The 21710-nt window shown below is 67.6% G+C and carries 22 protein-coding genes; 12 read left to right on the top strand and 10 right to left on the bottom strand.

The genetic code is table 11. From position 1 onward, the window contains the following. Positions 1 to 141: 141 nt before the first annotated feature. On the top strand, positions 142 to 504 hold the full coding sequence (locus ACZ4FV_RS08310; RefSeq protein WP_395871729.1) for a VOC family protein: 363 nt from the start codon (positions 142 to 144) through the stop codon (positions 502 to 504). 19 nt (positions 505 to 523) lie between these two features. Here ACZ4FV_RS08310 and ACZ4FV_RS08305 read toward each other — a convergent pair whose 3' ends face one another. The 5 genes from ACZ4FV_RS08305 to ACZ4FV_RS08285 form a co-directional block, all read right to left on the bottom strand. Then, complete coding sequence (locus ACZ4FV_RS08305; protein WP_020549267.1) at positions 524 to 904, bottom strand: RidA family protein; 381 nt, start codon at positions 902 to 904, stop codon at positions 524 to 526. 59 nt (positions 905 to 963) lie between these two features. After that, the gene (locus ACZ4FV_RS08300; RefSeq protein ID WP_395871731.1) at positions 964 to 1965 is read right to left on the bottom strand and encodes a sugar kinase; all 1002 of its coding nucleotides are present in this window, start codon (positions 1963 to 1965) and stop codon (positions 964 to 966) included. A 136-nt stretch (positions 1966 to 2101) separates the two neighbouring features. Then, a complete protein-coding gene (locus ACZ4FV_RS08295) occupies positions 2102 to 3298 on the bottom strand; it encodes a type III PLP-dependent enzyme domain-containing protein (RefSeq protein ID WP_402238283.1) in 1197 nt (398 codons plus the stop codon). After that, on the bottom strand, positions 3295 to 4164 hold the full coding sequence (locus ACZ4FV_RS08290) for an IclR family transcriptional regulator (RefSeq protein WP_465322208.1): 870 nt from the start codon (positions 4162 to 4164) through the stop codon (positions 3295 to 3297). Before ACZ4FV_RS08290 ends, ACZ4FV_RS08295 begins: the two co-directional genes overlap by 4 nt. 4 nt (positions 4165 to 4168) lie before the next feature. Continuing rightward, positions 4169 to 5716 carry an N-acyl-D-amino-acid deacylase family protein gene (locus ACZ4FV_RS08285; protein ID WP_395871737.1) on the bottom strand — a complete coding sequence of 516 codons (1548 nt, stop codon included), beginning with the start codon at positions 5714 to 5716 and terminating at the stop codon, positions 4169 to 4171. A gap of 340 nt (positions 5717 to 6056) precedes the next feature. Here ACZ4FV_RS08285 and ACZ4FV_RS08280 point away from each other — a divergent pair, with 340 nt between their 5' ends. The 5 genes from ACZ4FV_RS08280 to ACZ4FV_RS08260 all read left to right on the top strand — a co-directional run bounded on the left by ACZ4FV_RS08280 (position 6057) and on the right by ACZ4FV_RS08260 (position 11642). Continuing rightward, complete coding sequence (locus ACZ4FV_RS08280; RefSeq protein WP_395871739.1) at positions 6057 to 7349, top strand: extracellular solute-binding protein; 1293 nt, start codon at positions 6057 to 6059, stop codon at positions 7347 to 7349. 4 nt (positions 7350 to 7353) lie between these two features. After that, on the top strand, positions 7354 to 8319 hold the full coding sequence (locus ACZ4FV_RS08275; RefSeq protein WP_395871741.1) for a carbohydrate ABC transporter permease: 966 nt from the start codon (positions 7354 to 7356) through the stop codon (positions 8317 to 8319). Positions 8320 to 8432: 113 nt separating this feature from the next. Further along, on the top strand, positions 8433 to 9263 hold the full coding sequence (locus ACZ4FV_RS08270; protein WP_395871743.1) for a carbohydrate ABC transporter permease: 831 nt from the start codon (positions 8433 to 8435) through the stop codon (positions 9261 to 9263). 7 nt (positions 9264 to 9270) lie between these two features. Then, positions 9271 to 10914, top strand: coding sequence for a beta-N-acetylhexosaminidase (locus tag ACZ4FV_RS08265; protein ID WP_465322206.1), 1644 nt, complete (start codon positions 9271 to 9273; stop codon positions 10912 to 10914). A gap of 284 nt (positions 10915 to 11198) precedes the next feature. Beyond that, positions 11199 to 11642 carry a nuclear transport factor 2 family protein gene (locus ACZ4FV_RS08260; RefSeq protein WP_395871747.1) on the top strand — a complete coding sequence of 148 codons (444 nt, stop codon included), beginning with the start codon at positions 11199 to 11201 and terminating at the stop codon, positions 11640 to 11642. 165 nt (positions 11643 to 11807) lie between these two features. Here the strand turns inward: ACZ4FV_RS08260 and ACZ4FV_RS08255 are convergent, their stop codons facing one another. From ACZ4FV_RS08255 to ACZ4FV_RS08245, 3 genes are all read right to left on the bottom strand, one after another. Further along, positions 11808 to 12824, bottom strand: a complete 1017-nt coding sequence (locus tag ACZ4FV_RS08255) for an NUDIX hydrolase (protein WP_402238294.1) — start codon at positions 12822 to 12824, stop codon at positions 11808 to 11810. Between the two features lie 293 nt (positions 12825 to 13117). After that, the gene (locus ACZ4FV_RS08250; protein ID WP_465322204.1) at positions 13118 to 13954 is read right to left on the bottom strand and encodes a DUF1932 domain-containing protein; all 837 of its coding nucleotides are present in this window, start codon (positions 13952 to 13954) and stop codon (positions 13118 to 13120) included. After that, on the bottom strand, positions 13951 to 14403 hold the full coding sequence (locus ACZ4FV_RS08245; protein ID WP_465322203.1) for a guanylate kinase: 453 nt from the start codon (positions 14401 to 14403) through the stop codon (positions 13951 to 13953). The genes ACZ4FV_RS08250 and ACZ4FV_RS08245 overlap by 4 nt, the downstream gene beginning before the upstream one ends. Positions 14404 to 15296: 893 nt before the next feature. Between ACZ4FV_RS08245 and ACZ4FV_RS08240 the strand changes: the two genes are divergently transcribed. The 6 genes from ACZ4FV_RS08240 (at position 15297) to ACZ4FV_RS08215 (ending at position 20384) form a co-directional block, all read left to right on the top strand. Further along, a complete protein-coding gene (locus tag ACZ4FV_RS08240; protein WP_465322202.1) occupies positions 15297 to 16136 on the top strand; it encodes a 5'-methylthioadenosine/S-adenosylhomocysteine nucleosidase family protein in 840 nt (279 codons plus the stop codon). After that, on the top strand, positions 16133 to 18067 hold the full coding sequence (locus tag ACZ4FV_RS08235; protein WP_465322200.1) for an NACHT domain-containing protein: 1935 nt from the start codon (positions 16133 to 16135) through the stop codon (positions 18065 to 18067). The genes ACZ4FV_RS08240 and ACZ4FV_RS08235 overlap by 4 nt, the downstream gene beginning before the upstream one ends. Beyond that, positions 18019 to 18459 (top strand): cytidine deaminase family protein, encoded by a 441-nt coding sequence (locus ACZ4FV_RS08230; protein WP_465322199.1) that lies wholly within the window; start codon positions 18019 to 18021, stop codon positions 18457 to 18459. The genes ACZ4FV_RS08235 and ACZ4FV_RS08230 overlap by 49 nt, the downstream gene beginning before the upstream one ends. A gap of 51 nt (positions 18460 to 18510) precedes the next feature. Next, positions 18511 to 19035 (top strand): hypothetical protein, encoded by a 525-nt coding sequence (locus ACZ4FV_RS08225; RefSeq protein WP_465322198.1) that lies wholly within the window; start codon positions 18511 to 18513, stop codon positions 19033 to 19035. Positions 19036 to 19238: 203 nt separating this feature from the next. After that, complete coding sequence (locus ACZ4FV_RS08220) at positions 19239 to 19814, top strand: GntR family transcriptional regulator (RefSeq protein ID WP_465322227.1); 576 nt, start codon at positions 19239 to 19241, stop codon at positions 19812 to 19814. Positions 19815 to 19823: 9 nt separating this feature from the next. Beyond that, positions 19824 to 20384, top strand: a complete 561-nt coding sequence (locus ACZ4FV_RS08215; protein WP_465322197.1) for an HD domain-containing protein — start codon at positions 19824 to 19826, stop codon at positions 20382 to 20384. On the opposite strand, the gene ACZ4FV_RS08210 is transcribed toward ACZ4FV_RS08215, so the two are convergent. Together ACZ4FV_RS08210 and ACZ4FV_RS08205 are read right to left on the bottom strand one after the other, a co-directional pair. Further along, on the bottom strand, positions 20381 to 20851 hold the full coding sequence (locus tag ACZ4FV_RS08210; protein ID WP_465322195.1) for an NUDIX hydrolase: 471 nt from the start codon (positions 20849 to 20851) through the stop codon (positions 20381 to 20383). The two genes, ACZ4FV_RS08215 and ACZ4FV_RS08210, sit on opposite strands and share 4 nt — an antisense overlap. Continuing rightward, complete coding sequence (locus ACZ4FV_RS08205) at positions 20851 to 21615, bottom strand: DUF5919 domain-containing protein (protein WP_465322193.1); 765 nt, start codon at positions 21613 to 21615, stop codon at positions 20851 to 20853. The genes ACZ4FV_RS08210 and ACZ4FV_RS08205 overlap by 1 nt, the downstream gene beginning before the upstream one ends. Positions 21616 to 21710 lie beyond the last annotated feature (95 nt).

The following is a 21710-nucleotide window of genomic DNA, read 5'->3' as shown; positions in this document are numbered from 1 at the left end:
GCGGGGCGGATCGGAACCGGCGCCCGGCGGCCGGCCGGGGCTCCCCGGCTTCGGACCGGCCTTCATCGGTTCGTCGGTTCATCGGGTCGTCGGTTCGAACCGGGGTTCGGTGCGGCGCGGCGCCGGGGTAGGCATCCGCGCATGACGACCTACGCCCTGCACCACGTACAGCTCGCCATCCCGGCCGGCAGCGAGGACGCGTGCCGTGCCTTCTACCTCGGCGTCCTGGGCATGACCGAGGTGGCCAAGCCGCCGGTGTTGGCCGCGCGCGGCGGCCTGTGGGTGCGGGCCGGCACGCTGGAGATCCACCTCGGTGTCGAGGCCGACTTCCGACCCGCGCGCAAGGCGCATCCCGGCATCCTGGTCACCGACCTGGACGACGTGATGGCCAGACTCACCGCGAACGGCACCGAGGTCGTCCCGGACGGCGAGTTCCCCGGCCACCGCAGGTGCTACGCACAGGACGCGGTGGGCAACCGGCTGGAATTCCTCCAGCCGCTGTGACCGACCGCGCGGCCCGAGGTCACGGGCGGCGGGCCACCACGTCGATCTCGACCAGGATGTTCATCAGGTCCGAGCCGACCGTCGTGCGCACCGGGTACGGCGCGGTGAAGTACTCGCGGTAGACCTCGTCGTATCCGGCGAAGTCGCGCTTGAGGTGCTCCAGGTGGGTGGTCACCTTGACCACGTGGCTGAAGTCGAGGCCGGCCTCGGCCAGCACGGCCTTGAGGTTGTCCAGCACCTGGCGGGTCTGGGTGGCCACGTCGTCGCCCACGGTCGCGCCGGTGGCCGGGTCGATCGGGCCCATGCCCGCGGTGTAGACGAAGTCGCCGGCGTCGATGCCCTGCGAGTACGTGCCGCCCGGCTTGGGCGCGGCGTCGGTGCGGATTTCCTTGTGTGCCATGGGAGTTCGCTTCCTTGATCGCATTGTTCGTGCTTGTGGACAGTAGGTGAGCGGGCGGCTCAGCGGACGACCGCGTCGTCCTGGTGCAGCAGCCGCAGTTCGTCCCGGCGGGGCAGGCCCTCCCAGTCGCCGGGCACGGTGACCGCGAACGCGCCGGCCGCGGCGGCGGTGGCCACTCGGGCGGCGACCGAGCCGCCCTCGACCAGTTCGGCGAGATAACCGGCGGCGAACGCGTCGCCCGCGCCCACCGGGTCGACCGCGTCGACCCGGTGCAGCGGCACCTCGTGCGGCCGGCCGTCGACGAGCGCGACGGCGCCGCGCGAGCCCTGCTTGAGCAGCACCTGGGTGGGGCCCAGCGCACCGAGTTCGCGCGCGAGGTCGAGCACCGGGGTGTGCTCCGGCGCCTTGAGCACCAGGCGGGCCTCGTCCTCGGTGGCGAACACGATGTCCGCGCCGGCGGCCAGCGCGCGCAGTTCGGTCGCCGCGTCCTCGGCCGACCACAGCGCCTTGCGGTAGTTCAGGTCGAGCGAGACCGGGACGCCGGCCGCGTTCGCCTCGGCCACGGCCGCGCGGACCGCCGCGCGCGCGGTCGTGGACAGCGCGGGGGTGATGCCGGTGACGTGCAGGATCCTCGCCGAGCGCACCAGCGCGGGATCCACGTCCTGCGGGCACAACCGCGAACCGGCGCTGCCCGCACGGTAGTAGCGCACGTCGGTGGCCGCGCTGGTGCGCCGCGCCTTGACCATCAATCCGGTGGGCGCGTCCGGGTCGACCACCGCGCCGCGGGTGTCCAGCCCCTCGCCGCCGAGCACGGTCAGCACCAACCGACCGAACTCGTCGTCGCCCACCCGACCGATCCAGGCGGCCCGCCGGCCCAGTCGGGTGATCCCGATGGCCAGGTTGCTCTCCGCCCCGCCGGTGGCGACGTCGAGTGTGCGAGCGTGCCGCAGCGGGCCGATGTGCGGCGCGGTGAGCAGCACCATGGTCTCGCCGAGCGTGACCACGTCCGGGGCTTCCCGGGGTTCGGCGGTCATGATGTCCTCTCGCGTGATTCGCGTCATCGGTGGCATCGGATTCGGGGTCGGGTTCCGAGCCGGCGTCGCGCTCGGGTTCGGAGTCGGGTCGGGTTTCGGATTCGGGACGGCTCGGCCGCGGATCGAGGGTCGGGTGGCCGGCGCGGCGAGCCGAGCGGTGGGCTCAGAAGTGGGTGTTCAGCACGTCCACGACACGATGGTCGTCGTCCACCACCGGCACCGCGCGCCACTTGTCGAACGCCGTACAGGGGTGCGAGATACCCAGGCAGACCAGCTCGCCCGGGGCCATCGTGGTCCCGCCGAGGTCGACGTACGCGTGCTGGTCGTCCAGCTTGACCACGCGCGCCTCCCCCGCTTCGCGCATCGTCCCGTCCAGCGCGCGCACCCGCAGCGGAGTCGGCAGGTCCTGGTCGAACGGCACGTCCCGGCGGCCCGCGCCGAGCACGGCCAGACCCGGTTCGGGCGCGGAGAGCACCTGTGCCCACACCTCCAGGGCGGCCGCGAGCGAGCCCTCCTCGGGGTGCCTGGCGAACGGCGTCACGCGCGTGTAGAAGCCGTCGTCGTGCGAGACGTAGGCGCCGCTGCGCAGGATGATCGTGCGGTCCGGCAGCGGCTTGCCGTCCGGCGCGAGCACGTCCACGACCGCGTCGAACCAGGCGCTGCCCCCCGCCGAGACGATCGGCGTCCCGGGCACCAGGTCGGCGATCGCGTCGGCCAGCCCGGCCAGTTCGCGCATCCAGTCCGACACCGCCGCGGCGTCCGGCAGGCCGCCCTCGTAGCCGGCCACGCCCGCCACGGTCAGCCCCGGCACCTCGGCCGCGGCCCGGGCCAGTTCGACGCCCTCGGCGATGTCGCGGCAGCCGGCCCGCCCGCCCGGGCGGCCCAGCTCGACCAGCACCGACAACTTCCCGCCGGGCACCGCCGCCAGCGCCCGCGCGGCGACCTCGACGCCGGCCCGGGAGTCCACGTAGAACAACAGGTCCGGCCGGGTGGCGGCCCAGCGCAGCACCTTCTCGTCCAGCACCTCGTTGGCGATCAGGATCCGGGGCACCCGGAACCGGTGCGCGGCCAGCGCCTGGTTCGCGGTCGCCACGCTGATCCCCCAGGCACCGGCTGCCAGTTGCTCGGCGAACAGCTCGGGCGACATGGTGGTCTTGCCGTGCGGCGCGAACAACACGCCGTGCCGCGCGGTGTACTCGCTCATCGTGGCCACGTTCGCGATCAGCGCGGACTTGCGCGCGACCATCACCGGCCACGTGAACGGCCCGTCGAACAGGCTGTGTTCGGCGGCACCGAGTTCGTCGTCGGTGAGTTCCTCATACGGCAGCCAGGTGCCCTTGGTGTATGAGTCGAGGGTCATCGGGTCGCTCCCAGGGTGCGCGATACACGGAGGGCCGCCCCCGCGACGGCGGGTCCCAGCTCGCGGACCCGCGCGGCGGTGACGCGGGACGTGAGACCGGAGACCGACAGCGCTCCGACCACGACGTCGTTGTGATCGAAGATAGGCGCTGCGACACAGCGCACCTCGGGCTCGTTCTCCCGATCGTCCACCGAGTAGCCCCGGTTGCGGATCCGGGCCAGTTCGGTACGCAGCAGCACCGGGTCGGTGAGGGTGCGGGCGGTGACGGTGGGCAGGCCAGCGTCGACCACCTGCGCGAACACGTCCTCGGGCAGCCAGGCGAGCATCGCCTTGCCCACGGCCGTGCAGTACATCGGCGCGCGGCTGCCGATCCGCGACGCCATCCGCACGGCGGTCTCGTTCTCGACCTTGTCGATGTAGACGATGTGCGGCGCGTCCGGAACGCACAGGTGCACGGTGCCGCCCGCCTCGCGCATCAGCCGGTGCGCCTCCTCGGCGGCGGCGGTGCGCAGGTCGATGCCGGCCAGGTACGCCTGGCCGAGCGCGAGCGCGCCGGGGCCGAGCCGGAAGTGGCCGTGCCGGCGGTCCCGGGCGAGCAGCCCGGTGTCCAGGAGCGGCTGGGCCAGGCGCAGCACGGTGCTCTTGGACAGGCCGAGCGTGTCGGCGAGTTCGGTCAGGTTCAGGCCCTCGGCGCCCGCGTGGTCGCGGACCTCCTCCAGGACGGCGAGTGCGCGGCGCAGCGACGCGGACTGGTTGCGCGCCGCCGGCGGGCGGTCCTCGCCGCGCGGTCCGCCGCGGGTCTCGCCGCGGGGCTCGCTCGGCGACTCGTGGGCGCCGCGCTCGTGCTCGTGAGTGCTCACTGGCATGTCCTCAGGACGGTCCGACCGGGCGCCCGGGCGTGTTGCCCGTCAGGGCTCCGGACGAGAGTACGGGGACACCGGCCACCAGGACGTCGTCGATGCCGGCGGCGGGTCGGCGGGCGTCGCCGTAGTCGGCGAGGTCGGCCACCCGGGTCGGGTCGATCACCGCGATGTCGGCGGCCAGGCCGACCCGGAGCAGGCCCCGGTCGGTCAGCCCGAAGCGGCGGGCCGGGTGCGACGCGAGGTGCACGGCGGCCTGTTCCCAGGTCCAGTCGCCCAGTTCGACCACGTGTCGGGCGAGCAGTCGGGCGAACGCGCCCCAGCCGCGCGGGTGCGGGCTGCCGCCGATGTAGATGCCGTCGGAGCCGCCGATGTGTGCGGGGTGGCGCAGCAGCGCGCGGACCGATTCGTCGCTGTTGGTCGGCGGCTGGTCGAACACGGCGCTCGCCACCAGGTCGGTGGCGATCAGCAGGTCGGCGCAGAATTCCGCGGGACTCGCACCGGCCTCGGCGGCGGCGTCCACGAGGCGGCGGCCCTCGGCCCAGCGGAAGTCGGCGGCGGGCACGTGCGCGAGGGTGATCCGGGGCCACAGGGCCGGGTCCACCTCGTCGGCCAGGAGGCGTCGGGTGGCCGGTCGGGCCAGTGCGTCCACCACCCGGTCGGGATCGGGATCGTCCAGCGCGCGGGGCAGCGCGACCATCGCCAGGATGCTGCAGCCGCGCAGGTAGGGGTACGCGTCGTAGGTGAGGTCCAGGCCCTCGGACCGGGCCGCGTCCACCATCGCGATCAGTTCCTCGGCCGGGCCGTGGTAGTGCGAGACGTGGGTGGCCACGCCCGCCGCGCGGGCCACGTCGAGCATCTCGCGCATGGCCGGTCCGGCGGCGCCCTCGTAGCCGCGCATGTGCGAGACGTGCGGCAGGCCGCGGGCCGCGACGGGGGCGAGCAGGGCGGCCAGCTCGGCGGTGTCCGCGTAGCGGCCGGGCACGTATTCCAGGCCGGTGGACAGGCCGCACGCGCCCTCGTCCAGGCCCTGTTCGACGGCCTTGGTCATCGCGGCCAGCTCGGCGGCGTCCGCGGGGCGCGCGGTGGGGCCGAGCGCGCTGTAGCGGACGGTGCCGTGCGGCACGAGGTAGGCGGTGTTGACCGCGGTGCTGCGGTCGTAGGTGTCGAGCAGGTCGGCGACCGAGACCGGACCTTCGCCCAGGCCGGGGTGGGTGCCGTTGATCGCCGCGAAGTAGCGGGTCGCGTAGGCCAGCGCGGCGGGGGTGGCGGGGGCGTAGGACAGGCCGTCCTGGCCGAGCACGAAGGTGGTCACGCCCTGGCGCAGCGCGGCGAGCTGGACGTCGGGGTCGAGCACGGCGGCGTCGCCGTGCACGTGGGCGTCGACGAAGCCGGGCGCCACGTACCGGCCGCTCGCGTCGAGCTCGGTCGCGGCCCGGGCGCCGTCCAGGCGGCCGATCGCGGCGATCCGGTCGCCGGTGATCGCGACGTCGGCCCGGAAGGCGGGTGCGCCGGTGCCGTCGAGCACTTGCCCGCCGCGCAGCAGTACGTCGTACATGCGAGCCCTCCCTGCCCTTCGTGGTCCCTCGCGTCCGAGCCGGTCGGAACGGGCGGTGTCCTGCGGATGGCCGACGGATCGACCGAGCAGGGACGTTACGTGTCCGTGAGCGCTCGGTGCCACTTTCGCAGCACACCATTTTGCAGTGCACAACGTTCGGCGGGACGCCTTGTCGGAACGCGGCGCCGCTTTCTAACGTCCCGCTCACGCCGCACCGGATGTTTCCCCCCTTGCGGCCCGTTCGTGTCGATTGATGCAGACGTCCAGACGTACAGGCCGACCCTCGGGTCGCGGCATCCCCGCGATCGCTCCGGCCTGCCTCGCCGCAGGAGGAATTGTCGTGAAGATCCGGAGTTTGGCCGCCGTCGCAGTGGCCGGCATCGCGCTGGCGGCGTGCGCGCCGGGCACGGCGTCCAAGTCGAAGTCCGCCGACGAACAGACCGGCACGCTCAAGGTGTGGCTGTACGACGAGGCGAACCGCGGGCCCAAGGAGAAGGTCGTCAACGCGGCCGTCGCCGAGTTCAAGGCCGCGCACCCGAAGGTGAACGTCGAGCTCGGCTACATACCCACCGACGCCGGCCCGCGCGCGGAGAAGATGAAGGGCGCGTTCAACGATCCGAACAGCGCGCCGGACGTGGTCGAGTTCGGCAACACCGACCTGTTCGGCTACGTCCAGGCCGGCGGTCTCGCGGACATCTCCGCCGACCTGGGCAACTGGTCCGAGGCGGGCGACCTGCCCAAGGACCTCAAGGACACCACGCTGGTCGACGGCAAGACCTACGGCCTGCCGTGGTGGCTGGGCCTGCGCTCGCTGTACTACCGCACGGACGTGTTCACCGAGCTCGGCCTGAAGCCGCCGACCTCGTACGCCGAGCTGGTCGACGCCGCGAAGAAGGTGCGCGCGGCCAAGCCGGACATGTTCGGCATCGCGGTCGGCGGCAAGTACACCTTCGGCGGTCTGCCCTTCCTGTGGGCCAACGGCGGCGATATCGCCACCCAGCAGGGCGGCAAGTACGCGGCCTCGATCGACTCGCCGCAGTCGCAGGCGGGCGTCAAGGCGTACACCGACCTGTTCTCCAAGGACATCTGTCCGCCCCAGCAGTGCGCCGACCTGACCGGCGGCAAGACCGTGGAGGCCTTCGCGGCCGGCACCGCGGGCATGGCGATCCTGCCCAACTCCTCGCGCAGCGCGGTCGAGGCGGGCGTGGCCAAGGGCAAGTACGCGGTGGTCCCGCTGCCGGGCAACGCCCCGGGCTCGATCGCGCCGGCCTTCTCCGGCGGCAACGACCTCGGCGTGATGAAGTCCTCGCAGCACCGCTCACTCGCGGTCGACTTCATGAAGATCCTGGGCGGCAAGAAGTACCAGCTCCAGATGTTCGACGCGATGGGCAACCTGCCCACACTCGCCTCGGCGCGTGGCGACGTGGTGGCCAAGGACCCGTGGCTCAAGCCGTTCATCGACACCCTGAACGCGGGCACCAAGTTCGTGCCCAAGGACGCCGCGTGGGCCAAGATCGACTCGCAGTCCGTGGTGCCGACCATGTTCCAGAAGGTGGTCACCGGCAAGTCCGACGTCCCGGGGGCGACGGGCGAGGCCAAGACCGCGATCGACAACGCGTTCGCCGGGAAGTAGCACGGTGACCACGACCACCACGCCCGCGCGGGCGGACCGGCCGGCCTCGGCCCCGGTCCGCCCGCGCGGCGGCGCGAAGAAGACGAGGCCCGGGCGGCGCCGCTCGTGGATGCCGCTGTGGCTGTTGCTGCCCTCCGCGGTCGTCCTGATCCCGCTGTTCGGCTACCCGCTCTACCAGCTCGGCCTGCTCTCCTTCCTGAAGTTCGGGCAGCCGCAGGCCTCGGCGGGCGAGGTCGCGGAGTTCGTCGGCTTCGACAACTACTCGACCCTGCTGGGCGACGACCAGTTCTGGGACGTGCTGACCCAGACCGTGATCTTCGCGGCGGCCTGTGTGGTGGCCACCCTCGCGGTCGGCGCGGCGCTCGCGGTGCTGTTGACCCGGATCGGCAAGTGGCCGCGGCTGCTGCTGATGTTCGCCGCGCTCGGCGCGTGGGCGGCCCCGGCGATGACCGGCTCGACGGTGTGGATGTTCCTGTTCGACACCAACCTGGGCCTGGTCAACGAGGTCCTGGGCATGCAGGGCCACAACTGGTTCTACGACAAGTGGTCCGCGTTCGCGCTGGTCGGCGTCGTGGTGGTGTGGCACTCGTTCCCGTTCGTGATGATCTCGCTGTACGCGGGCATCGAGTCGATCCCGGTCTCGGTCCTGGAGGCGGCCCGGCTGGACGGCGCGTCCACCTGGACCACCTTCCGGCACGTGATGTTGCCGATCCTGCGGCCGATCCTGACCATCGTGGTGATCCAGTCGATCATCTGGGACTTCAAGGTCTTCACCCAGATCTACGTGATGACCGGGGGCGGCGGCATCGCCGGCCAGAACCTGGTGCTCAACGTGTACGCGTACCAGAAGGCGTTCGCGTCCTCGGACTACAGCCTGGGCGCGGCGATCGGCGTGCTGATGACGCTGATCCTGCTCGTCGTCACGGTCTTCTACATCCGCGCGCTGCGTCGCTCCGGGGAGGAGCTGTGAGCACTGTGTCCACTTCTTCGGGCTCCGCGGTTCCCGGGTCGGGCGCCGCCGCCGTTCGCCCCGACCGGCCGCGTCGCCCCGTCGGGCCGCGTCGCTCCAAGGGGAACCGGAAGGTGTCCCGGCGGATCGCCAACACGACCGCGATCGTCGTCGCGCTGCTGACGGTGTTCCCGCTCTACTGGATGGTGCTCTCCGCGATCAAGCCGGACGGCGAGATCAACTCGGTGAACCCGCGGCCGTGGACGTGGCATCCGACGCTGGACAACTTCCGCGACGCGTTCGGGGTCAGCGGCTTCGGCGGCTATTTCCTCAACAGCCTGATCGTGGCGACCGTGGTGGTCGTACTCTCCGGACTGGTGTCGTTCCTGGCGGCGGTGGCGCTGACCCGGTTCAACTTCAAGTTCCGCACCACGATCCTGGTGATGTTCCTGGTCGCCCAGATGGTGCCGGTCGAGGCGCTGACCATCCCGCTGTTCTTCCTGGTCCGCGACATCGGCACGGTGGCCCCCGGATTCGGGCTCAGCACGCTGGGCTCGCTGATGCTGGTCAACCTGGCCTTCTCGCTGCCGTTCGCGATCTGGATGTTGCGCGGCTTCGTCAAGGCGATCCCCGAATCGCTGGAGGAGGCCGCCCGGATCGACGGCGCGAACCGGTTCACCATCCTGTGGCGGATCCTGTTCCCGCTGGTCGCGCCCGGGCTCGCGGCCACGTCGGTGTTCTCGTTCATCACCGCGTGGAACGACTTCGTGTTCGCGAAGACCTTCATCCTGGACACCGACCACCAGACGCTGCCGGCGGCGCTGATGGTGTTCTTCAAGCCGGACGAGAACGACTGGGGCGGCATCATGGCCGCCTCCACCCTGATGACCATTCCGGTCCTGATCTTCTTCGTGCTGGTCCAGCGGCACCTGGTCTCGGGGCTCGGCGGAGCGGTGAAGGACTGATTCCTCCATGACCACCTCCTCGTCCTCCTCGACCGGCGCCTCCTCCTCGCCGTCGCCGGCGACGTCCGTGCTGCCGCGGCCGGCTCGGGTCGTCCCGGGCGCGGGCACGTTCACCCCCACCGCGACCACGGGTGTGACCCATCCGCCGGAACTGGCGGCCGAGGCGGCGTGGTTGCGCGGCGCGCTCGGCCCGGCGACCGGATGCCTCCTGGGGTCCGGTCCGGGCATCACGCTGCTGCTCGACCCGGACGCGCTGCCGGTCGAGGGGTACCGGTTGGAGGTCACCGCGACGGCCGTCGAGCTGCGCGGCGGTTCGGCGGCCGGGGTGTTCGCGGGTCTGCAGACGCTGCGCCAACTGCTCCCGGCGGACGCGTTCCGGCGCGCGCGAGTGGGCACGGCCGGGTGGTCGCTGCCGGTGTGCGTGATCGAGGACGAGCCGGCCTTCGCCTGGCGCGGGGTGATGCTGGACGTGGCCCGGCACTTTCTGCCCAAGCAGGACGTGTTGCGCTTCGTGGATCTGATGGCTGTGCACCGGTTGAACGTGCTGCACCTGCATCTGACCGACGACCAGGGCTGGCGGATCGAGGTGCCGGGGTGGCCGCGGCTGACCTCGGTGGGCGCGTGGCGCACGGGCAGCATGCGGGGATCGCGGCAGCACGAGATGTTCGACGAACGTCCGCACGGCGGCTACTACACCGGTGCGGACCTGCGCGAGATCGTCGCGTACGCGGCCGATCGGCACATCACCGTGGTGCCCGAGATCGACCTGCCGGCGCACGTACAGGCGGTGGTGGCGGCCTATCCGTCGCTCGGCGCGGTACCGGTGGAGGGGGTGCGCACCCGGTGGGGCGGGTTGTCCGACGGGGTGCTCGCGCCGACCGAGGAGGCGCTGGGGTTCTGTCGCGACGTGCTGGCCGAGGTGTGCGCGATCTTCCCGTCCCGGTACGTGTGCGTGGGCGGCGACGAGGTGCCGACCGGGCCGTGGGAGCGGATGGGGCACCCCGATCCGGGGTCGCTCGGCGGCTGGTTCGTGGCCGAGTTGGCCAGGATGCTGGCCGCGCGGGGGCGGCGGCTGTTCGGCTGGGACGAGGTCCTGGCGGGCGGCGCGGCGGTGCCGGCGGACGCGCTGATCGGCGGCTGGCGCGGCGAGCACGGCACGATCGCGGCGGCGCGGGCCGGCTTCGAGGTGGTGGCGTGCCCGGACACCTCGGTGTACTTCGACTACCGGCAGAGCGAGGGCGCGGACGAGCCGATTCCGGTCGGGCCGTTGTTGACGTTGGCGGACGTGTACGCCTTCCGGCCGGTGCCCTCGGCGCTGACGGCCGAGGAGGGCGCGCGAGTGCTGGGCGGGCAGGCGCAGATCTGGACCGAGCACATGGACTCGGTCCGGCGGATCGACTACATGGCGTTCCCGAGGTTGTGCGCGTTCGCCGAGGCGGTGTGGTCGGGTCCCGGCGACTTCGCCGAGTTCACGGAGCGGTTGACGTCGGCGCACCTGGCTCGGCTGGACGCGCTGGGGGTGGAGTACCGGCCCTTGGCCGGACCGCATCCGTGGCAGACCCGGCCGGACGCGATCGGGTGGCCTCGGGAGCGGGCGGATCGTGAGGCGGAGTTGTTGGAGTTGACGAGGGACATTCGGCGGGGGGTTTGAGGCGGGACTGGGCGGGGGTTGAGGCGGGGCTGGGGCGGGGGTTGAGGCGGGGCTGGGGCGGGGGTTGAGGCGGGGCTGGGGCGGGCGGGGCTGGATCGAGGCATTCGAGCCGAGACATCTGACGCCGCGTCAGCTACGGTCGGGCTGCGGCGGGCTGCGGGTCGTAGTGCGTCGCGGGACGCGGTGGGCTGCGAGTCGCGTTGCGTTCCGTTGCGGGACGCGATGCGCCGTGGGTCGAGCCGTGGCCGTCGGTCGAAGCGTCGAGAGGTCGAGAGGTCGCCGTCATGTCGTCCGGATACCACGCGATTCCGAATCTGATCGGGCTGTACGCCGAGCGCATCGACGCCGGCGACTACGCGGGCGTGGGCGAGTTGTTCGCGCACGCGGTGATCACCGCCGAGGGCCAGGACCTGAAGGTGGCCGGGGCGGACGCCGCCCGGGCGATGTTCGAGGCGTGGACGCGCCGCTATCCCGACAACGGCACACCGCACACCCGGCACGTGACCACGAACCTGATCCTGGACGTGGACGACGAGGCGGGCACCGGAACGTGCCGCAGCTACGTGACGGTCTTCCAGGCGCTTCCCGACTTCCCGCTCCAACCCGTCTTCACTGGCCGCTACCACGACACCTTCGAACGGCCCGAGGGAACCTGGCGCTTCACCCGGCGCCACATGATCACCGACTACGTGGGCGACCTGAGCCGGCACCTGAACCAGTCGTTGTGACCGGGTGGGCGTGCCCGACTCGTGGTGACGCGCCGAAGCGCGCCCGACCGGACCGGTCGTCGTGACGGAGCGAGGTACACCCGACGGTCGGCCCGATCACACCGGACCGCTCGTGGCGTCCCCGCGGTTCCGGCAGCCGGTGCGGGCCGCGCCCGCTCCGCGCGCCTACTCGAACGTGACGCCCTCCGGTGGTACGTCCACCCGGCTGTCGTCGTCGAGGATCGGGACGCCGAGGCGTTCGTGGGCGATGCGTTGCGCGGCCAGCGCCTGGGGCAGGCGCGCTTCGTAGCCACCGCCGAGGAGTGCGGCGGCTCGGCGCGGGGTGACCAGGGCGCGGCTCCACGACCATCCCGTCGCCGGGTCGGGGGCGAGCGGTCCGAGTGAGGCGATCCGGGCGGCGCTGCGGGACCTGACGTCGCCGCCGTCCGGGTCGGACAGATAGCCCACATGGGTGGTCTTGCCCAGCACCGCGTTGGCCTCCTCGGCGACCTCGCGCGTCAGGGTCGCGAGCGCGTCCACGTCCTCAGGTTCGGCGCCGCCGCCGGGCAGCGCGTACCCGTCGTCCGGGTCACCGACCAGCAGGACCCGACCCTCCGGGTCGAACAGCCAGCCCGCCGCGCGGCGGACCGGGGCCCCGGCCGGGATCGGTTCGTCCTCGTGCCACACCCGCTCCTTGGCCGGCCGGTACTCGCGCCCGTCGACCACGTACAGACACGCCCCCGACGCGTACGCCTCCAACGCCACCGACACCCGCCGCCGAGTCCGCCCGGCAAAGCGCGGCAGCGCCTGGTCGGGCGTGAGCACGTACACCGCGTGTGACCCGGCGTCGACCGGGACCAGTGCGGCGACCTGCTCGTCGGTCAGCGTCGGCCCGTCGAAGAGGAAGTCGAGCACGACCCGGCCGTACGCCCCGGCCGTCGAGGTGCACACCGCGAGCAACCGGCCGACGGTGAGGTCGAGAGCCAACACCTCCCGCACCGCACGCCGGGCGGCCTCGTGCGGAGCCTCCCCCGGCTCGGCCGTCCCGCCCGGAAGGCCGAGTCCCGGCTTGCGACCGGGATCCAACACCACCAGCCCGCCATGCCGATCGCGCAGCAGGACGGACGCGGCCACCGGCATCCCCGGCGAGGTCGCGTGGTAGTCGATCGGTCCCTGGGATACCGGCTCGTCGTTACCGCTCACGCTCATCCGCTCCCCCGCCGCGTCCGTCGTAGTCGTGGCTCCATCCTGGCCGACGATCGGATGTACCGAATTTCGGGGGCTGGATGCGGGGCCGGAGGCGGGGCGAACGTGGGGCGGATGGGCGGGTCCGATGCGCGAGTTCGGCGCGGGTGCCGGGGGCCGGGCACCGGGGCCGGCCGGGTACCAGGGCCGGGTACCGGGGCCGGGTACCGGGGCCGGGAGTCGGGGCCGGGAGTCGGGTGCGGGTACCGGGGCCGGGAGTCGGGTGCGGGAGTCGGCCACGGATGCCGCCGCTACGGGGTGTCGCGCAGCATCTCGATGGCCTCGGTCGGGTCGAGTTCGGTGTCCTTCGCGGGCGCCCACCGCGCGAGGACGTCGGCGGCGCCGAAGGCCATCTCGGCGGGCAGGCCGACGGCCGTCAGGGCCGCGGCGACCTCTCTCATCTCCGGCTCCCAGCGCCAGGCCTTGGCGGCGGCATCCGCGATGTAGTCCGGCTCCGCGAGATGCCGCGTGGAGTGATCCCGGGCGATGTCGAGCAGTTCCGCCCCGACGCCGTATTCGCTCGCCATCGCATGCGCCACGGCGGCAAGCGCCCTGCTCGCCTTCTGATAGCTCGCGAACGACAACTTCAGCCCGGACGCCTGCCCGATCCCGCCGGGAAGGGCTCGCACCCGCACCCTCGTGTCGGCGAACAACTCGGCGACACGAGCCACCTCGTCGCCCGCACCGGACAGGTAGAGGCGAGGAGACCGGGTCGGCGAAGGCGGGGACCCGACCACACCTCCATCGACAACGGCGGCGCCGCCCGCGCCAAGCAGCGCGGCCATGCGCCCCATCCGCTCCGGGCTCACCGCGTTCGCCTCCACGTACAACCCGGCGTACCGCCGCTCGGCGACCGAACGGGCAACCGCCTCCGCCGCCCCGGGAGGGCACAGCGAGATCACACAGGCACAGCGATCGAGCAACTCGTCGAGCTCCTCGACGGGTTCGAGACCGAACCTGTCCGCGCGTGCCGCGGTCGCCGCACCACGACCCGTGGGACACCACAACACGGTGATCCCGCGGCCGGTCAACTCCCCCGCCACCGCCGCGCCCATGCTGCCCGGATGAAGAATTCCGATCGTGGTCATGAGGCCCCTCGAAGCAGGTGGGCCGGGGTGAATCGATCCGGCGCCCGGTCACGCACAGCCTGCCGGATCAGCACCGCGGACTCGTCCGGCGACGTCCGATCGGTCCGCACGATCACGGACCACCGCACCTCGCGGTGCGCCTCCAGATCGGCGTACGTCTCCTCCCAGACCCGCAACCGAGCATCACCGTCGACATCACCCCGACCGACCGAACGCTCGGCGGTGACGTCCCGCGAACACCACAACAGAACCCGCGTCCAGTGCACCGGATACGCCGCAAGCGCGAAGACCGCGTCGACCTGTCCGACGTGCACCACGGGAACACACCCGCGTGCCGTAAGCCGATCGAGCTCGGGTACGTCCGTCGCGTATTCCGCCCCGTAACGCCGGTTGCCGTGCACGATCAACCCGTCCCGCCGCATCCCCGCCAACACCCGGGAATCCGTCATGCGATACCCGGACGAACGCCCCGGCCCGGCCTTCAACCGCCGGAAGTGAACAAACGCCCCGTCCAACCGCGACAAAGCCGCCGTGACCGTGTCCTTCCCAGCCGCCGGCGGCCCATAAAGAACCACAGCCCCCGAAGTCACCGCCACCCTCCCCACCCACAACCCATGAGCGCAGCAGTATGCCGCCGACCCCACCCCACCCGCCCACCACCCACAACCCGCCGAACGGCCGGCCTCCGGACACGACAAAGGCCCCCGACCAGCGTTTCCGCTGGTCGGGGGCCTTCGTTTCGGTGTGGCGGGTGTTGGGTTCGAACCAACGTAGGCATACACCGGCAGATTTACAGCCCGCGCAATGACGTCGTTAGACATCGTTCTGACGTGCTCAAAGTGAAAGAACGAGAGCGACCCCGTCCCCGCGCCCCTCAGGTACCCCATCCGTGTGATCTTTCCTCCGACACAGCACAGCCCACGAGCACACCTATCGCCGAACCCAGCTCAACGCGGGTCATCCCGTGTTGTCAGCCTCGCATCACTCGGCGCGCTGCGCAGACGATGGCGGATCGCTAGCACTGTTCGCATGGGACGACGCAGTCACCTCTGCACGGGCACGAGGCATGTCAACCACCTGTGATGCTGCGCCCCGAGGCGGGAGGCAGGACGTTCGTCGTTCATCACGCATAAGTACGCTGTCAGCCGCAACTGCCAGACTCGCCGCCATGCGCGAAGTGCAGCGTCTACAGAGGCCTCTAACGGCCCATCGCCGCTTCCGGAACGATCACGGGCTCTTGGATTCGGACAAGTTGATGCAGTCCCAGGGGGGCAAGCCGAGCAGTAGCATCCTGGCAGCTGCTCGTCCACTCGCGCGGTGTCTTGATGCTTTGGGAGTCTGCATGCCAGCAACCAGGGGACGGCGCGGTCATGCGCGGGTAGCGATTCTCACAGCGATCGAGGACGAAACACAGGCGCTTCGACGAATCAGCAACCTCGGGCAGCGCATCCCTGGGACTCCCTATTTCATAGCGCCAGAATCCAACGCTCAATACCCGAATGTAATTCATAGAGAGGTCGACCGCAATAATCTCCAAGCAGGAGAGCGGGTACGAGAGGTGATTGAACACTGGCAGCCCGAACTACTTGTGCTTTGCGGGATCGCAGGCGGTATCGGAAATCGCCAAGACATCAAGGTCGGCGATATTGTGATTCCACAGTATATTCATTACTGCTCTTTTGCCAAACTAACTGAAAGCGGGTCACAAAGGCGCTATATTCCATTCGATTACCCGTCCATCAATCTTCACTCGGACTATGCCGCTCCGTTGAGAGACGACAGCACGTGGCTGACTGACGAACTCAGAAGTACCCTGCCTGACGGCTGCTCTCCAAAAGTTCTTATTGAGAGCCTCATTGCCGGCGACAAAATCTACGGTGATCCTGACTCCGAGGAGCAGCGTAAAATTATCGCGCAATACGATGAAGCTGTAGCTATTGACATGGAGTCGGTCGGGTTCTGCCGTGGCGTAGCCGCTTCGAGGAATAACCCACAATACAACCCACGTCTTCTGATTGTGCGAAGCGTGTCCGACATCATTGACGAACCCAATAATAATGAAATGCGAAAGATCTGGCGCCCACACGCATGCGCGATCGCTAGTTTCTTCACTTGGAGAGTAGTCAGTGATATTCTGAATCACGAAACTGACCCTAGGCAGATTACGGAGCCCGCAGCATGACCTCCGAAACGAGCCGTGCGAGCCTCTGGGCTGACGTAGCTAATCTAGCTTTCCAGGTACTGAATTCCATCACGGGCGAGCGAGATCACTTCGAGCTCAAAGTTGCTTGGCCAGAATCCTACGATCAATTGCTTTCCTCTCGTTGGAACCAGGAGTCAGTCGGCACCCCATTGGCAGCAACAGCTCTTGAATATGGACGTGTAATCCTTAGCGCTGAGGCCGGTAGCGGGAAAACCCACCTCCTAGCGCGCGCTGGTATTGACGCTCTCCAGAATCATGAGGCGATTCCCGTATGGGTTCCTCTTAGAGACATTCCATCGATTGTCGAGGCAAAAGGCCCCGATTCGTTCCTCCGTGCAATTGTGGAACTAGGCCGGCCATCCCTAAAACCCGTACTAGCCAGCTCGGGGAAGGTTCCGCCCGTACTAATCCTTGCGGATGGATTGAATGAAATCCCCAAGGAATACTCGCAGCAAACGCTCGATGCGCTGGACGAAATGGCTCGTCGCTATCCTTTTATCAGCGTAATCGTAAGTGAGCGGCTAGCTAGGCGCCCTCTTCCCGTCGATCGGTGGCGACTTGCCACAGTCCTGCCCTTGTCTGAGGACCAAGTCCGCAGAACGTTCGAGGCGAACTCGGAAGCGTATCCAGTCCCTCAAGTAATAAAGCTTCTTAAGAATCCGTTCTTTCTCGATACGGCCTCTAGGTTCCGTCTCGACGGTTCAAGCAGGGCAAAAATCATTGAGGCATATTTTCGTGAGCCTGCCGGGCTTGACTCAAAGGCCCTTGATCGACTAGGTGAAGTCGCATTCAAGGCATACTCTCGTGAGCGTGGGATGCTGATCCCGAAAGAGCTTCTCGCCTCACAAGGGAAAAGCACTATCCAAGCTCTAACCAGGGCAGAAATGCTTCGGAAAAGTGATAAGTTCTTCTGGTTTTCACACCATCTCTTCCATGACTATCTCGCATCACGACACCTAGTACAGCATTCCTCCCAATGGGGATGGGAAGCATTTGATATTGTCACGACGGGCGCTGCATCATTTGACGCCCTGCGCTTGGCCGTGGATCAAATTCGCGACCCAAACCTGGCTGACGACTTTGTGCGGCTAGTGTACGACTGGAACTACTTTGGAGCCGCTTATTCATTGGTTCCTGGCCGCGTCAGCTACGAGATGCGCGTGTCATTGCTCGCCATGCTGGCTGACAAGCGTTGGGACCCAGTCGCAGCCACCGTACAGATGGTCACCGATGCGCTGCGAGTCGACTCCACTCCATTCTCTGAGGAGTTGCTTGAGGTGCATTCACGATCAGACCTCTTGCGTCTGATCGGAGACATTTCCTCACCGAATCAGCGATTCATCCACTGGCAAACAATATTCACTATTCCCGACGATGAGTTCGTTGATGCCGATGTGGTCCGCAACCTCCGTTCTGACGACCCAGTGGAGGCATGGACTATGGCAAATGTTCTACGTCGTTGTCGCCTAACAACCGATGGCGAAAACGAGCTTCTCAATATTGCAAGCAGTGATTCAGCCGTGTGCCGATGGCGAGCCGTACACGTACTGGGGCTGCATCCAAGTAAGAGGAACGCCGAAGTCGTCGAAAGACTGACTCGGGATTCGCATCGATGGGTCAGATACGGCGCGGTGCGCGCCGCCGTAGAAATCGCCGCTAAGACCCCGGATACGCAGCTTAGAGCTGACCTAGTCGGTGCCCTCCTTCAAGAGGTAGTGGCTGATCATATGGATAGCAAAATGCTGCAGGAGCTCGCCAGGGTCTTGGACTTTAGACCGCAGCCTATTGGATGGCCTGAAGCCGTGGCACCTCTCGTCCAACAACTAGCAGGAACGTCAAGGAATCTGCTTGAGCAGGATCGGTGGACTTCTCTGATGTCAAATATCTCCTCCGGAAGAGGTACCTCGTGAACACTCTGTCTGACGCTATCCGAAAATCTCTTTCAGATGTTGCATGGCTAGCTCGGGATAATGCAAGGACACACGGGCCCACCCGAGTCGGCTGCGCCGTGCTGTCTACCGACGGAAGAATTTTTGCAGGGTGCAATATCGAGCACCGATTCCGCTCACACGATATCCACGCAGAAGTTAACGGAATCTCATCACTAGTAGCAGGAGGAGGGACTGGTCTCGTGGCAGTCCTAATCGCAGCCGAGAGGGATAGGTTTACCCCTTGCGGAAGCTGTATGGACTGGATATTTGAACTTGGCGGAGAGGAGTGCATCGTTCTAAGCGAGCAAACCCCAGGATATATTGTCCACGAACTCAGAGCCGTAGAACTCATGCCATATTACCCGCGCTAGTGAAATCTTTTCCATTCTACTATCCCTTGGAGCTGAGTCGAATTGTCTAGCATGGAGTTAGCTAAGATTGAATATGAAAGACTAAAGGAAGAGCAGGTTCGAAGAATTGGATTCCGCGACAATCTTATATACGTGGCGCTAGTTTCCTCTGGCGCCATCTTCAGCTTCTCGATGAGCAAAACGGACCAGCTCCACGCACTACTCATCCTTCCCTTTGCTCTTTCCGTCCTGGGGTGGACGTACCTTGTCAATGACGAAAAGATCTCAGCCATTGGCGAATACATCCGTGGGGAATTGAGCAATCGCCTCGTCGCACAAGGCGCGGCACAAGGTGGGCAGCCTTTTGGATGGGAAAGGTTTCATCGAGTCGACAGTCGGCGTGTATGGCGAAAGCGCACTCAAACTGCCGTAGATCTATTATCCTTTTGTGCACCATCCGCCACTGCCATTATCATCTTTATGGTGAGGGGGACGTCCGTACCCTTACGCTTCATCGCAGCCCCGCTTGAAATTCTCGTGGTTCTTCTGCTGTCGTGGGCATTCTGGAATTTTGCCGACCACTCCAATACCGCTTAGCGCCGCAATTTGTATCACTCGCCCCAGATACGTCCATCGGGACGAACGGCGTGGACCCGGGATGCCTGTAGGTCGGTCTGTCTCTGAATCGCACTGCAACGACCCGGGCGCCCCGCCGTCCTGTGTCACCTGCGTCTACCGGCCCTTAGACTCGCAGATTCGAGATTTTGACCGCCGTACAGGTCCTACATATATATTTACTTATGCCAGATCGAGGCATAAGCCCTCAACCGTGGGAGTACCTAGATCGCAAAGTAAGCGGTCTCAACGGCAAAGGAGATGCTTTCCAGGTGGGTGACGCGAGTCCGCGTGGCACGTATCTGACGATCGCCAATGCTCTGAGAGCTGAACTGGCTAATCGATCTAAGCCCGACGTTCTACTGATCGAATCAGCGCTGCGGCAGCGCTTTGGCGTGTCTCGGACGACCGTGCGACGCGCCTTGGGTGTTCTGGCAGCCGAAGGACTCGTTGAAGCCCGCAAAGGTACCGGGTGGCGCCCTACCTCCGGCGCTGGTACCCGAGAGCCGCTATCCGAGCAAATCAGGGCGCACATGGCGGGGGGCGTTCTGCGAGGAGAGCTTCGTGTGGGCAATCCCATCCAGAGCGAGGCGGAGTTGGCTCAAGCGTTTGGAGTCTCCCGGGGCAAGGTACGCCAAGCGCTGGCACATCTCGAAGGAGCGGGTTTGCTCGTCGCGACCCCTGGCAAGCCTCGGCGGCTTTGTGCCAATCCGGTTCTCGAGCGCGATGGGGATAGCGCTCCTCCCCCGTCTGGCTCGTAGCCTCGGAGCATGGAGCTGACGGAGTGGGCGTACGAGCTTGCGGGGAACGTGCTGGCGGATGCGTTGCCGCGGCGGTGGGAGCACTCCAAGGGAGTCGCTGACCGTGCGCGCTCCCTGGCGCCCGTGCTTGGTGGTGATGCCGAGTTGCTCTATGCAGCTGCGATTCTGCATGACATCGGCTATGCGCCGGACTTGGCTAAGTCCGGGTTTCACCCGTTGGATGGCGCGCGGTTCCTGCGGGACGTCGCCCATGCCGACGACCGGGTCACGCGCCTCGTGGCGCACCATTCCTGCGCGCTGCTCGAAGCAGAGGAGCGGGGCCTGCGAGCTGAGTTGGCCGGGGAGTTCCCGCTTGAGAAGGCTGACCTTGTCGACGCGCTGATCTACTCGGACATGACCACGACTCCAGACGGCGAGCCGACCAATCCTCGCGATCGGGTTGCCGAGATCGTGAGTCGATACGGACCGGACAGTCTCATCGGGCGGTTCATCCGGCGAGCCGAGCCGGAGATCTACGCCGCCGCCGCGCGGGTCGACAGCCGGCTTGCCGACTACCGCGGGCGGCGTTAGCCGATGTAGGGCTTCGGGTCGTCGGCCAGGCCGTGCGTGATGCGTAGGCGGATCGATTGGTGGATGTCGAGTGAGTCCAAGTCCCGCGGGTCCACCCACCGCACGGCCTTGGACTCGTCGCTCGTTCGGAGTTCGCCGCCGACCGGGCGGGCCCGGAAGCACATCGAGAACTGTTGCCTTACCTCGCCGTCGCTGTATGCAATGACGTGCTGCGGGTCGGTATAGATGCCGGAGAGTTCCACCACCTCAACGTCGATGCCCGTCTCCTCCCGGACTTCCCGAATCACCGTGTCGCTGATGGACTCGCCCACGTCATGGCCGCCGCCCGGGATTGCCCACAGGTTGTTGTCGGTGCGGTGGATCATCAGCAACCTGCCGCGGTCGTCCACCACGATCGCCGTCACCGACGGCACCACGGAATTCGCGGCCGGCGCTTCTGGGTCGTGGAAGTAGTCGATACGAGGCATCAGCCTTCTCCAACGTCGGTGGAACTGGTCACCGGGCGAGCCTCCGCCCACACGCGCTCGAAGCTCTCCACATAGGTGGCGAACATCGTCCCCTGGGGCAACCGGCGGAGATGCAACACCGGTGCGAGGTAGGCCCCGACGCCGTGGACGTGTGGGTTGACGAGCAGTTCGTCATCGCCCCGATAGATCGAGTTGTAGAGCACGGTGCCATGCACACGGAATTCGACCCCTGGAAGCCCGAACAGGTGGTTCCTCTCGTAGTTCACGAGCGCGTTCCGGATCTTGCTCGCCATGGCGCCGTGGATGCCCTCATCCGCACCGCGCTGGGCCACCGCCGCCGACTCCGGGTCTCCCAGCAGCAGCCGAATGTTTGCGCCGGACTCGGACTTCTCGCGGATGATGCGGAGGAACGACGGGTCTTCGGATAACCAGAAGCTCGAATATCCCAGCAGGTCCAGGCACATGGTGGCCCGACCGTACAGGTCGGTCCAGGACGTGTTCGGGACGCCGTTTCGGTGCGGATACAGGGCGATCAGCTCTGCCTGGCCGATCGCCGTCGTCTCTGCGGTGCTCTGTTCGTCTGCCCAGAGGTACGCGACGTCGCGGTTGAGGATCGACGCGAGCGCGTACTTGTTCCGGCGGTGCGGAGCACGCCCGTTGATCCACTTCTCGATCGTTTTCGGATCCACACCCACCCTCGTCGCGATGGTGGCGATGTCGAGGTCACTGCTCAGGATGGCCGCCCTCAGGCGCTCGTTCGACACGTCGATCCCCCTCGGACGTTCCGGAACATTGTCGACAGTAGTCCGAGACGTCCCGAGACAGCCAGAGACGGGGTGATCACGGATCGGTGACTCGC

Source organism: Embleya sp. NPDC025285 (genome assembly GCF_055558835.1).
Note: the sequence above shows the minus strand (reverse complement) of the source record. Positions and strands in the feature narration are given on the sequence as shown.